This window comes from Eubacteriales bacterium mix99 (assembly GCA_038396605.1).
Classification (GTDB): Bacteria; Bacillota; Clostridia; order Caldicoprobacterales; family DTU083; genus UBA4874.
This window is the reverse complement of record CP121690.1, coordinates 1,329,140-1,341,291: the sequence shown is the minus strand read 5'-3', so window position 1 is coordinate 1,341,291 and position 12,152 is coordinate 1,329,140. Positions and strand designations below refer to the sequence as shown.

13 protein-coding genes and 2 tRNA genes are annotated in these 12,152 nt (G+C 51.6%); all 15 read right to left on the bottom strand.

Translation table 11 applies throughout. From position 1 onward, the window contains the following. Window positions 1–21: 21 nt before the first annotated feature. Window positions 22–561: a hypoxanthine phosphoribosyltransferase gene (gene hpt / locus QBE55_05765; protein ID WZL79637.1), complete on the bottom strand. Its 540-nt coding sequence runs from the start codon at window positions 559–561 to the stop codon at window positions 22–24. Beyond that, window positions 534–2,009 (bottom strand): tRNA lysidine(34) synthetase TilS, encoded by a 1,476-nt coding sequence (gene tilS, locus QBE55_05760; protein ID WZL79636.1) that lies wholly within the window; start codon window positions 2,007–2,009, stop codon window positions 534–536. Before tilS ends, hpt begins: the two co-directional genes overlap by 28 nt. A gap of 212 nt (window positions 2,010–2,221) precedes the next feature. Further along, window positions 2,222–4,618 carry a stage II sporulation protein E gene (spoIIE, locus tag QBE55_05755; protein WZL79635.1) on the bottom strand — a complete coding sequence of 799 codons (2,397 nt, stop codon included), beginning with the start codon at window positions 4,616–4,618 and terminating at the stop codon, window positions 2,222–2,224. Between the two features lie 310 nt (window positions 4,619–4,928). Beyond that, a tRNA-Met gene (locus QBE55_05750) sits at window positions 4,929–5,005 on the bottom strand. Between the two features lie 3 nt (window positions 5,006–5,008). Beyond that, window positions 5,009–5,085: transfer RNA gene (locus QBE55_05745), tRNA-Met, on the bottom strand. Between the two features lie 131 nt (window positions 5,086–5,216). Next, window positions 5,217–5,633, bottom strand: coding sequence for a S1 domain-containing RNA-binding protein (locus QBE55_05740; protein ID WZL79634.1), 417 nt, complete (start codon window positions 5,631–5,633; stop codon window positions 5,217–5,219). Between the two features lie 18 nt (window positions 5,634–5,651). Next, a complete protein-coding gene (locus QBE55_05735; protein WZL79633.1) occupies window positions 5,652–5,942 on the bottom strand; it encodes a septum formation initiator family protein in 291 nt (96 codons plus the stop codon). 99 nt (window positions 5,943–6,041) lie between these two features. Continuing rightward, the gene (locus QBE55_05730) at window positions 6,042–6,539 is read right to left on the bottom strand and encodes a spore cortex biosynthesis protein YabQ (protein WZL79632.1); all 498 of its coding nucleotides are present in this window, start codon (window positions 6,537–6,539) and stop codon (window positions 6,042–6,044) included. A 14-nt stretch (window positions 6,540–6,553) separates the two neighbouring features. After that, a complete protein-coding gene (yabP, locus tag QBE55_05725; protein ID WZL79631.1) occupies window positions 6,554–6,856 on the bottom strand; it encodes a sporulation protein YabP in 303 nt (100 codons plus the stop codon). Between the two features lie 167 nt (window positions 6,857–7,023). Then, entirely contained in the window at window positions 7,024–8,046 is a 1,023-nt protein-coding gene (locus tag QBE55_05720; GenBank protein ID WZL79630.1) for a SpoIID/LytB domain-containing protein, read from the bottom strand. A gap of 125 nt (window positions 8,047–8,171) precedes the next feature. Continuing rightward, the gene (locus QBE55_05715; GenBank protein ID WZL79629.1) at window positions 8,172–8,411 is read right to left on the bottom strand and encodes an RNA-binding S4 domain-containing protein; all 240 of its coding nucleotides are present in this window, start codon (window positions 8,409–8,411) and stop codon (window positions 8,172–8,174) included. 62 nt (window positions 8,412–8,473) lie between these two features. Next, window positions 8,474–8,746: an HU family DNA-binding protein gene (locus QBE55_05710; protein ID WZL79628.1), complete on the bottom strand. Its 273-nt coding sequence runs from the start codon at window positions 8,744–8,746 to the stop codon at window positions 8,474–8,476. Window positions 8,747–8,901: 155 nt separating this feature from the next. Next, window positions 8,902–9,699, bottom strand: a complete 798-nt coding sequence (gene mazG / locus QBE55_05705) for a nucleoside triphosphate pyrophosphohydrolase (protein WZL79627.1) — start codon at window positions 9,697–9,699, stop codon at window positions 8,902–8,904. Window positions 9,700–9,775: 76 nt separating this feature from the next. Beyond that, a complete protein-coding gene (locus QBE55_05700) occupies window positions 9,776–11,386 on the bottom strand; it encodes a polysaccharide biosynthesis protein (protein WZL79626.1) in 1,611 nt (536 codons plus the stop codon). 177 nt (window positions 11,387–11,563) lie between these two features. After that, a complete protein-coding gene (gene spoVT / locus QBE55_05695; GenBank protein ID WZL79625.1) occupies window positions 11,564–12,121 on the bottom strand; it encodes a stage V sporulation protein T in 558 nt (185 codons plus the stop codon). Between the last annotated feature and the right edge of the window lie 31 nt (window positions 12,122–12,152).

The following is a 12,152-nucleotide window of genomic DNA, read 5'->3' as shown; positions in this document are numbered from 1 at the left end:
TATTATCTCTGTTCCTTCCTGTTATTTCTTTAAAGCGTCTTTGGAGAGAATCCCGATATAGGGAAGATTCCGGTACCGTTCCGCGTAATCCAGCCCGTATCCGATGACAAACTCATCCGGAATGTCAAACCCCACATAATCCACCTTTACCGGTGCGGTACGCCGGGTGGGCTTATCCAGGCAGCAGCAGATTTTCAGCGACTTCGGTCCCCTGGACCACAGGTTTTCCACAAGATAGTGAAGGGTCAGTCCGGTATCCACAATATCCTCCACAATCAGAACATCCCTGCCTTCAATCTCCTCCTCCAGGTCCTTCAGAATCCGTACGACACCGGAAGATTTGGTGGAAACGCCGTAGCTGGAAACTGCCATAAAGTCAATGGACAGAGGCAGTTTGATTTCCTTGATCAGATCTGAGGTAAAGACCACCGCTCCCTTGAGAATGGCGATAATGACCAGGTCCTTGCCCCGGTAGTCTTCCGTGAGCTGCCTGCCCATCTCCCGGACCCGCTTTTGCAGTGTTTCCTCATCTATCAGTATTCTTTCCACATTCTCCGACATTGATTACCCTCCATATGTTTTTCCAAATTTTTGTATTTCATACCGATCCGCAGGATTCTTCCGGATGATTCGGTAATCCGGTAATCCCCGCTCATCTGCAGACCGACCACCCAGATAATATGATCTTTTCCATCTTCCCTGTCAATCAGCAGCGGAATGCGGTCTCTTTCTTCCCTGGGTATCTTTCGGTCCATAAAAAAATCTTTCAGCTTTTTGGTCCCGTTCAGACCAAGGGGACGAAACCGATCCCCGTTCCGGCGCAGCCGGATCCGCAGACTGCCTTTTACTGCGCTCTCATCCATATAGATACACTCCGGGGAAAAAGCAAAACCCCTTTTCACATCTGTTTCTTCCGCCGTCACCAGGATGCCCAATTCCTTTAAAAACACCGTCCCCGGTACCGGCAGGGGAACATCAAAAAAAGCGGGAGTGTTCTCCTGTCCCGACTTTCGGAAACGAAGGACTCCATATCCCTTTTCCACGATAACTTCCGGATGAAAAGGAGGCCCGCAGACACTCGGGATCCTGGTCACAGATCCTGTCCGGGACTGTAAGGCCAGTCGTGCTGCCGCCAGAATATGAACGGATCCCACTCCGTCCGGGCTTCCCCGCACCTCCAGGATCGCCGTTTGGATCAGACGCTTCTGCACTGCGCTGTGAAAGGAAAGCAGCTGCTCCAGGTCCAGATCCACAGCTCCCTGCTCCCGGGAAGAGCACTCCCGGTATACCCTGCCGCAGTACTCCGCCATAAAATCGTTCTCTTCCCGGACGATCTCTCCCATCCGGGCCAGGCTGCCCACAATATCCGGATTGAAGTCCCGCTCCAGGTAGGGAATCAGTCCGTTCCGGATCCGGTTTCTGGTATGGTAGGAATCCGCATTGGTGGCGTCCACCCGGCAGGACAGTTTGTTTTCCCGCAGGTAGTCCCGGATCTCCTCCCGGGTGACATCCAGCAGCGGACGGATGAGAACGCCCTCCGATACCGGTGCGATGCCGGACAGCCCCTGCATCCCCGCCCCCCGGATGATATGATGCAGAATGGTTTCCGCCTGGTCGTTCCGGTGATGAGCCGTCGCAATCCGGTTTCCGTTCACCTGCTTCCGGACCTGGCGGAAAAAGTCATACCGAACCAGCCTTCCGGTCTCTTCCTCCGAGCGATGAAACCTTGCCGAAAGGGCGCCGATATCCGCCCTTTTCTGAAAAAAAGGAATGTCCCACTCCCTGCACAGCCTTTCCGCAAATGCAGCGTCTTCATCCGATGCCCCGCCTCGGAGGCAATGGTTGACATGAGCGGCAAACAGCCGAATCTCCATAGACTCCTGTAATTCCCTCAGAATATGGAGAAGTGCCACCGAATCCGGCCCCCCGGACAGACCGACCACAACACGGTCCCCCCTGGAAAGCATACCCCGGTCCTCCATGTATTTTCTTACCTTTTCCACCAGCATGGAATGCACCCTGCCTCCTCGTTGTTTGTTGTTATTGTAGCCTTTTTCCCTTTTATTTTCAAGGCCGTTCCCTGTTTTGCACGGCTTTTTGCATAACCGGCAACATTTTTGCCATAATGCATAAAAAAGCAGAGGCAGAATGGGTTCTCTTTGCCTCCGCTTTTTTGGGCACACCGGATTTCCTGCCGGACCTCCCTGCAGCAGACCTCCTTTCAGCACGGCGTCCAGATCCGGCCCACCAATACGGTCATATCGTCCTTTGCCACTCCATCTTTCTGCAGCAAAGCCTCTTCCATCACCGAATCTGCGATTTCCTGTGGATTGATCGTATTCAGGGTGGCAATGAAATCAGCCAGGGCCCGTTCTCCATCTCCCATGACGGCAAAAGCGTCCAGAATGCCGTCAGTCACCATGACAATCCGGTCCTCATCCTGAATAGGAGCAGAGATGTTCTCCAGCTGTACCTCCTCCAGAATTCCAATGGGCAGGGCATCCTGGCGGATGATTTCCACCTTGTTTCCCCTGCGCAGGAAGCTGGGAACACCGCCGATTTTGATAAAGTCGGCCGTACCGCCCACCAGATCCATAATGCACACATCCGCCGTTGCGAACATTTCCTCCTGGGAACGAAGCATAAGGATGGAATTAATGGTCTTTACCGTGATGTTCTGATCAAAACCCGCCTCCAGAAAATTTTCCAAAAGAGAAACCACGGCACTGCTTTCCTCCGCCGCCCTGGCTCCGGAGCCCATGCCGTCGCTCAGAGCCAGCAGATATTTTCCGTCTTTCACCGGCGCGAAGGAATAACTGTCTCCGGAGGTCAGGATGTCCTGTCTCGGCTTCCGGGCAATGCCGGTAACCACCTCAAACCGGCGGGTCTCCACCAGATTTAGGGTACAATCCTCCTTCCCGGCCCGGATACATTCCGGGGAAAGACAGCTCATCGGTTTCCCCATCACTCGACTTACAATTCCTTCCACATGTCTCCTGCATTCCCGCCCGCCCTGGCAGGCCGGCTTTACAATGCTGATCTCCGTTGCCCCTCCGGACTTCTCCAGCACAAGGACTTCCTTTGCGTAGATTCCGCTTTTATCCAGCTCCAGACGGAGGGCTTCTTCTATATTGTTCCGGAAACGCACATCCATATCCAGTTCCGCCGCAAGCTGCTTTACCACCTGGCTGACTCCGTCGAGCTGCTCCGCAACCAGCCGGCGGCAGTCAAAGATCCTTTGCTGCCAGTTCAGATTGGAACGATAGGCATGGTATACAACATTCAGTTCTTCTGTCAGTTCGCCGCTGTTCAGACATTTTCGGAGCATCGCCGGAGGAAAGTCGCTTTCCCCGACAGAACCTTTTTCCTCACATACCGCAACCAGGTCAACCAGATTGCTGTACGTATTGTAGAAGTCCCGCTCCCAGCAGCTGCGGTACAGCGGACATCCCCTGCACACATGATCCGCCACCTGATCAAAGATCCGGGACAGTTCCTCCCTGCCTTTGGCGGAGTTCTGTTCGGATATCCTTCCAAACACTTTGGACAGGTGATGAAACACTCCAGCAAACTCATCCAGCCTGCCCGCTGTGAGCTCCTGCACCCTTTTTCCGTAATACTGCTGCTCGTCGGCCCTTGCCCGGCCATAATCCACAAACCTCCGCAGAAAGCGGATCCCGCTTTTGGGGATCATCATGAGAAGGGCAATCGCTCCGGCAATCTCCCAGAACGGAAGTATGACAAAGGCGGATCGGTTGATGTAAAATGTCATCAGGATATTGGCAAGCAAAAAAGCGACACCGGATCCCAGCCGTCCCAGATCCCGAAACGTGCCGGCAAGCAGACCGCATATGGCCAGATTCCCCATCAGGACCGGATCCGGGGCAGAAGCCAGGGACAAAAGAAATCCCACCGTGATGCCGATGGCAGCGCCCGCTCCGGCCCCGCCGATATAGGCAGACAACAGGATCAGAAATACGGAGAAGATATTCCGGAGGGAGAGTCCAAACAAATGGATATTCCAGAATCCAATGATAGCCAGGGAAAAAAAGATGCTGATACAGATCATTTCCTCATTGGACAGAATTCGCCGGCGCGTTTTATCCCAAAGCACATCCGCCGTCTGGGACAGGATAAAGACCATAACAAATCCCACAATGCTTTCCAGCAGGCCGATGAGGATTTCATACAGCAGAAACCCGTGGAGGGCAGAGAATATGGCATTGACCAGGAACAGGCAGGCAAAAAGAAGAGCCGCTGCCCGGAAAGCCGTCCATTTCATGGACTTTTTATCAGCAAACGCCCAGCCGGATGCAAAAAGCAACATTGTGATGACATATTTGACGGCAAACCCGCCAAAGCGGAAGCTGAACAGCCCCGCAGTCACCGCCACAAAAGCGTGGAGCCCCCCCTTCTTCCGATACAGCAGGACCGCAAACAGCGCTGTCCCGAAGGGAGCAATCTCATCAAACAGAACCGCCCGTCCAATCAGAAAACAGAAAAAGAAGGTCAGCATATCCTGCATCAGGAGCCGGAAAGGGAAAACTGCCGCTTTTTTCCGGACAGCACTTTGGTTTGCAAACAGATTCAACGGGAGGAACGCATCCTTATGGATCAATGTCAACACCACCTAATGAATTTTTCAGCACTCCGCCTGTGCCTGGAGAGGTGATGTTATTATAGCAAAGCCTGTCCAAATTATTTGTCAATATAAGGAAGGCTGTTTCAAAAACTTTACGACAAAAACCCATTCAAAACCGGATAAAACAGAATTTTCCACTTGCGCGTTTCCCATTCTCGCCAAAATGGGAATAAATTTCGTGTCATAATTTTTAAAAGAATGGTATACGAATTCTGAAAAGATATTTAAAAATATCCAGTCCTTCCTTCCGCTTCAAGGAAGGAAATGGCTGGATCATTTTCAAATCTGGTAGCGGCGAACGGATTTGAACCGCTGACACTTCGGGTATGAACCGAATGCTCTGGCCACCTGAGCTACGCCGCCAAATGGTTGCGGGGGAGGGATTTGAACCCACGACCTCCGGGTTATGAGCCCGACGAGCTACCAGACTGCTCTACCCCGCGATATTGCCTCATGCGACTGAAAGAAATCACACTTCCGCAACGACATCCCATATTTTATTATAAAGCCGCAGTAAAGTCAACCATTATTTTGATTTTCGTGCCGTTTTTGAAAGCAAAAACAGCACAGTACCTCAGCCCTTCCTGCGGGAATAACCGCCGCCGCGTTTGGATTCCCGGTTGCGCTTAATGTCCAAAAGCCGCTCCTCGCTGTCCTTCATGAACTTTGATAAGGTATCCTCAAAGGAACCTCCGGAATTTCCGCTGCGCAGTTCCGTGTTCCAATCCACATCCGCAGGCCGGGAAGATTTTTTCCCTTCGTTTGCCTTACGGATGGAGAGACTGATTTTGCCCTTCTCATCCACGGCCAATACCTTGACCCTTACCTTGTCATGAAGCTTCAGATATGCATGAATATCCTTCACATAAGCATCGGCAATTTCCGAAATATGAACCATCCCGGTTTTGCCTCCGCCAAGTTCCACAAATGCACCAAAACTCGTAATCCCGGACACGGTTCCCTCTACGATTTGTCCAACCTCAAACGACATAAATGTTGCGCTTCCTCCTCAATTCTTGTTTTTTTCTATAAATATGGTTTCGCCCTCTTTTACCCAGCCGAGCTTGTCCCGTGCCGCCTGCTCCACATACTCATCGGATCGGGTATGCTTTACCTGCCGGCTCAGGGAATCGTTATCCTGCTTCACCTGGGAAACCTCCTGACGAAGTTCACCGATACGCTTTTTCTGACGATTCATTTCCAGCTCCTGACGAACAAGAATGGAGGAAAAATACCCAATGAACACAATCGCCACCAAAAACTTTGCTTTGAATTTCAGCCGGTATCCCTTTTTTGACATCCGAATTCCCCTCTTTCGTTTGAAAGTCTGCGCCGGCTATATTCATCCGCCCAGATGATAAAATAGATTCAGCCTTATTATTATAATTCGATACGTAAACTAAAATTCCTCTTTTCTCTCTTCACTTTTCCTTCTTTTTTTCAATGAAAATCCTGCCATTCCCTTCCGGATTCTGTGAAATCCCTTTGACAAAATCCGCTTTGCACCGCGCATAGGAAATCCCAGAATACGGATCAGAAATCGAAAGGGCCAGAGGAGAATGGTAATCAGCCAGCGGATCGCTTTGGCCAGCGCCCAAAAAATCCAGGTCAGAGCCTTCCGGATATAGGGGCTCAGTGTCAGGACATACAGACCCCAGCCAACCGCGAAGCCAACTATGGTATAAATACGGACTTCCCCATCGTTCACGCGGAAGATCACAAGAAAGGACAGAACACCAATCAGAATCCAGAACAGCAGATCCATCATCCCTGTCAGCCATACACCAGGCTTCGCAATGCTCCGGATGATCCGGCAGAAATCATAAATCAAGCCAATCAGAAAGCCCGCATATACCGTGCACAGAAAAACATAAGCCTGGTTGGAAGTCGAAAACATTTCAGAGATCCCCCTTACCGGAACATCTTTTTGAAGAAACCGCCATCCCCGCCGCCCATTCCTTCATGATCGCTGTACTCCACGCCGTTGATCTCTCCTTCCACAATCAATTGTCCCTCTTCCAGGTTCAGCTTACTGATGTGCAGGTCCACGCCCTCCAGTGTAATATATCCCAGCTCCGTTACCAGCAGAACCGCTTCCTCATCAAAGCTGTCTACATCCTCCACACCGGTGATGGTGACCTTTTCCCGGTTCTCCATCAGTATGCTGTGGTTGCGACCCCGTACCAGCTTATTGTCATCCAGTTCCCGTACCATCTCCCTTTCCCCCTTTCAAATGATACCAATTCATACTTGATCATATGCCTGCTGTGCCGCCAATATGCGTATCCGCCCAACCCGGACTGCTGATGGCAGGAAAAAGGGATCGTTGGTTTCCCATGCGATCCCCTGCGCTTTCTGTCATTCTGTTCGTTTCTCCTGCTTTACTTCCACATCTTTACCACATCGATATCCCTGAAATAGTGATTGATGATATCCTGTGCCGATTTGCCCTGCTCCGCCATGGTGCGGGCGCCCCACTGGGACATTCCAACCCCGTGCCCGAAGCCTTTCCCGGACATGACGACCTGATCGTCCTCCAGGGCGACCCGGTCCAGCAGATTGGAACGCATTTTGGTCGGGTCCAGTGCCCGGCGAAGTTCCGGAGCAGATACCTCCGTATGATCCAGTTTGATGGTCACTGCTCTTCCGGAAGGCCCTTTTTTCCCGATGGAAATACTGCTGAAATCCCGAACGGGCTTTCCGGCTTCCTTCGCCGCGGCAAGAACTTCGGCCTTTGGAAACTTTGCAGACCAGCTCTTCGCATCGGCCTCCACCTTGTCTCCCATATCGGGGGAATCGACGACCCGGATATAAGGCGGTTCCTTCTCCTCATAGTTCAGCCCTTCCATGGGAGTGGCTGTCCTGCCGCCGGCATTGGAATGAAACCAGGCGCGGGCAAATTTCCCGTCGTATACAATCACCTGTCCCCGGGTATCCCGGACTGCCTTGCGGACCCGGTCGTTCACCTCTTCGGCGTTCCATGCCTGGGCTTCTTCCACATCCGTTGATATGTGGGCATTCCCATATCTGGATTTGCCTTTTTCATCGATGAACTGAAGCACAAAAGTTCTGGCAATGATGGCCTGGGCCTTGATGCTTTCCTCCGGCCAGTCGTTTTTCATTTCTCCGGCCACCACTCCGGCCACATAATCCTCAAACGGCATTTCCTGAACCTCTTTATCCTGCACGATATAAACCTTAAGGCGGGGTTCCTTATTTCCCCCTGTACGGAATGCCCTGGGAAGCCGGGGCTTTTTCACCTGCTTCTCTGCCTGTTTGGGTACTTGCTTTTTGGGATTCGCAGGACTTTTCGGCCTTCTTTTTGCCGTACACGAAACCGTCAGGAGAGAAACCATCAAAACCAGAAGAAAAAAACGGGCCCTCCGATTTCTTTTTCTTACCATATTGATATGACTCCTCCATTCTATCCATTCCAGGGAAACTGTTTCCAAAGAAACAGCCTCCGGGGAACCACTTCATGATCCGTGAATAGTATTACCGGATGGAGGAAGACAATACCATCGATATTTCAGATTTCCCGGACCATCCGGGCCACATCTCCCCTGGGAACGGAATTGGCAACCAGCAGGACCTCATATTGACGGACCTGATCCCCGAACTGAATCCGGATCACATCCCCGACCTGTACTTCACCGGAAGGTTTTGCCACCTTGCCGTTGACCTGCACCCTTCCCCGGCTGCAGGCTTCATTGGCCAGAGTCCTGCGCTTTATGATCCTGGATATTTTAAGAAATTTGTCCAAACGCAAAGGATTCTCCCCCCTCTTCTTCCCATATAATAAAAAAAACCGGGAATCTCCCGGTCTTGACTTTATTGTACGGAATCCTTCAAGGCTTTTCCGGCCTTAAAGACAGGAGCCTTGGAAGCGGGAATGGTAATTTCCTCTTTGGTCTGAGGATTTCTGCCTTTCCTTTCTGCCCTCTCACGTACTTCAAAAGTACCGAACCCAACCATCTGCACTCTCTCATTGTTTGCCAAAGCATCGGAAACAACCATTACAAAAGCATTGACAGCCTTCTCAGCATCCTTCTTTGTTAATTCGCCCTTTTCGGCAACAGCAGAGATCAAATCAGCTTTATTCACTCTACTAACCTCCTTAATGTTAATGTAGGAATTCTTATAGCATATTCGCTATTATTCTTGAAATTCCTTCTTATTCCCAAAGAATTTCGGGCTTTTTTACCCATTCCATGGGAAAATGGGATTTCCATCTATATACTTACCAGTTTTTGCATGGCTTATACACGCATTTCGCGTTGCAATGCGCTTTTTGCCTGATTCCACAGGGAATCCATTTCTCCCGGATTCATATCCTTCAGCGGACGGTCTGCATTCTTTTCCATATACTCAAAACGGCGGATGAATTTCTCCGTTGCCGCCGTCAGTGTGATTTCCGGCTCCTGTCCCAGAAAGCGGCACAGATTCACAACGGCAAACAGCAGATCCCCAAGCTCTTCCCGAATCCGATCCTCCGGTCCATCCTGATACACTTCCTTCACTTCACGGAGTTCTTCCTCCACTCTGGCAAGCACATCCTCTGTCTGATCCCAGTCAAAGCCCACCAGTGCGGCCTTCTTCTGAACCTTGCAGCTCCGCATCAGCGCCGGAAGATTGGAAGGCACATGCTGAAGCACCTGGGTCTGGCTCTGATAGCCGTTTTCCCGCTTCTTGATCGCCTCCCAGTTACTGACAACCTCTTCGGAAGTATCCGCCTTTCCCTTGCCGAAGACGTGGGGATGTCGATCCAGCATTTTCCTGCAGATACGATCGGTCACATCGTCCATATCAAACTCTCCCTGCTCTTCCGCAATCTGCGCATGGAAAACCACCTGCAGCAGCACATCCCCAAGCTCCTCCGCCAGCCTGTCCCTGTCCTCCAGGTCAATGGCCTCCAATACTTCATAGGTCTCCTCAATCAGATATTGCTTCAGGGAGATATGGTCCTGCTCCCGGTCCCAGGGACAGCCACCCGGGCTCCGCAGCTTCTTCATGATCTCCAGCAGATCCGGAAACCGGTATTTCGTTTTCTCCTTCATTCCTTCCCCTCCCGTATTCTGCACTTTCCTTCTGTCCTGAACCGCCAAAACGCATGTCGAAAATCGCCCTTTTTCATCAGCGGATCAGCTTCAGCCGGGTCAGTATCTTGCCTATTTTCTTTCCCCCCGGCAGCATTTCAAAGTCCTGCCTGCTCAGGCCTCCAACGGCCAGCAAAACAGCGGCATAGACCACTACCCCTACCAGAACGGCCAGCAGCGTCACCTTATTGCCGCCCAAAGCCGGTTCTAGGCCGTGATAGGTGCCGTATACCGCCAGGGACATGGCGGCAACCGCCACCAGCGGCTTTCCGAAAAACTTCCCCAGTGGCATGGACACCCCGGAATACCGGACAACGGCGGCAAAATCCAATATGGCAGCCGCCCCGTAGCATGCCACGGTTCCAATGGCGGCGCCCTTCACATGGATGGACGGAATCCCCACAAGAAAATAAGTAAGGACGATTTTGAACAAAGCCCCGATGGCCAGATTGCGAACCGGCGTGGTAATTCGGTTGAGCCCCTGCAAAATGGCGGTAAGGGTCTGCACCAGAGTGAGAAAAATCACGCCGATGGAGAGAATGGAAAGGATCTCACCGGCCATGGTAATTTCCTTCTGTGGAAGACTGCCGTAAAGCAAAGCACAGATGGGCCGGGCCAATACAGCCATGCCGGCTGCAGCGGGGATCCCCACCAGCAGTGTCAGCCGGGTGCCGGTATAGGTCTTCTGAGCGATGCCCCGGGTATCCCTGCCCGCATAGGATTCGGAAATCGCCGGCACCAGACTCATGGCCAGGGAAACCGTCAGCACGGCCGGAAAATTAATCAGGGGATTGGCACAGCCCGTAAGCAAGCCGTATAGGGATTGTGCCTTCTCTTCCTGAAACCCGACCTGCTTCAGGCGATTCACCACAATCATGGCATCCGCCATATTCATCAGCGGCATAATGGAAGCGCCGATGGTAATGGGAAGCGCAATGCGGATCAGACGCGTCAAAAGGGACTGGTAGGACTCCGAATATCGCGCTTTTGGCGTCTGCCGGGCGTTCTCCAGAATCTTTTTGCGCTTTCCCTGATACATGCCCATTAACAGAACGAGAGCGGCCCCCTCGCTCAGAGTCACGCCCACCACAGCAGCTGCTGCGCCGTATTCCGGTCCCCTGGGAATATACCGGGATGCCAGCCAGAGACCCAGAACCAGTTTCCCTGCCTGCTCCACAATCTGGGAGACTGCCGTGGGCGTCATATCCTGCATCCCCTGAAAATAACCGCGGAAGGCAGAAATCAAGGTTACAAACACCAGGGAAGGAGCGATGGCGAGAATGGAATAATATGCTTTTGCACTTCCCACCATCCGGGCAATCAGCTTGCTTCCGGCCGAAAACACAAGGAAAGTGGTGAGCCCGATGACCAGCATCAGTCGGATCGACAGCCGGAATACCTTGTGGGCGGTGTTGTAATTGCGCAATGCAATGTTTTCCGCAACCAGCTTGGAAATCGCCGTGGGAATGCCGGCAGTGGATATAATCAACAGAAAGGAATAAATGGGATAGGCCATTTGATAATAACTCATGCCGACGGACCCGATGAGATTCGTCATCGGGATCCGGAACATGGCTCCGATGAATTTGGCAACCAGCCCTGCCGCAGCCAGTATGGTTGCACCCTTTATAAAAGATTTTTTGCTCATATACTCCTACCTACCTCCTGCGCCGCATATAAAATAAGGACAGGGAAATCCATATTGAGTATAGTATATCATCAGTCCGCCTGGAACAACATAGCAAAATACTAAAAACAGTTCAATAAAAGCCCAAAAAATAAAAGGCATTGAATGCATTCAATGCCTTTGGAAAACCGGGAATGGCTATTGCTCCATTTGTTTGCCAAGAAACAGCGCAGCTGTTTCCGCTACCTTGATCTCCACTTCTCCCATGTTGGAATCCGATTCCCTGGACAGCAGAATCACTGCGCCGATCGGATCTCCATCCGCAACAACAGGGGCAATGACCTGTGAGGAATATTTGGGGTTCTCCTCCTCATTGGCCGTAATGCTCAGAATCTTGCCTTCTTCGCCACGATTCGCAACGATGGTCTTTTTCATCTCCATCGCGCGTTCCAGATCATGGCTGACGGACTTGTCCAGGAACTCTTTTTTGGTTCCTCCTGCGACAGCCACAATGGAATCCTTGTCCGCCACACAGGCAATATGTCCGAGGTTTTGATGCAGAGACTCCACATATTCCCTGGCAAAATCGCCAAGTTCACCTATGGGGGAATATTTCTTCAGTATGACTTCCCCCTCGCGGTCTGTAAAGATTTCCAGAGGATCGCCTTCGCGGATCCGCATGGTCCGGCGAATTTCCTTTGGGATGACGACCCGGCCCAAATCATCAATACGTCTGACAATTCCAGTTGCTTTCACATATATCCCTCCTTAAACTGCATGACTTACA

What these genes read in the sequence shown, in the direction of transcription:
- tilS (WZL79636.1), bottom strand. Translation starts at nt 2,009, where the DNA reads ATGCTGGTGGAAAAGGTAAGAAAATACATGGAGGACCGGGGTATGCTT.
- QBE55_05700 (WZL79626.1), bottom strand. Translation starts at nt 11,386, where the DNA reads ATGAGCAAAAAATCTTTTATAAAGGGTGCAACCATACTGGCTGCGGCA.
- mazG (WZL79627.1), bottom strand. Translation starts at nt 9,699, where the DNA reads ATGAAGGAGAAAACGAAATACCGGTTTCCGGATCTGCTGGAGATCATG.
- QBE55_05720 (WZL79630.1), bottom strand. Translation starts at nt 8,046, where the DNA reads ATGGTAAGAAAAAGAAATCGGAGGGCCCGTTTTTTTCTTCTGGTTTTG.
- hpt (WZL79637.1), bottom strand. Translation starts at nt 561, where the DNA reads ATGTCGGAGAATGTGGAAAGAATACTGATAGATGAGGAAACACTGCAA.
- QBE55_05730 (WZL79632.1), bottom strand. Translation starts at nt 6,539, where the DNA reads ATGTTTTCGACTTCCAACCAGGCTTATGTTTTTCTGTGCACGGTATAT.
- yabP (WZL79631.1), bottom strand. Translation starts at nt 6,856, where the DNA reads ATGGTACGGGAACTGGATGACAATAAGCTGGTACGGGGTCGCAACCAC.
- QBE55_05740 (WZL79634.1), bottom strand. Translation starts at nt 5,633, where the DNA reads ATGTCGTTTGAGGTTGGACAAATCGTAGAGGGAACCGTGTCCGGGATT.
- QBE55_05735 (WZL79633.1), bottom strand. Translation starts at nt 5,942, where the DNA reads ATGTCAAAAAAGGGATACCGGCTGAAATTCAAAGCAAAGTTTTTGGTG.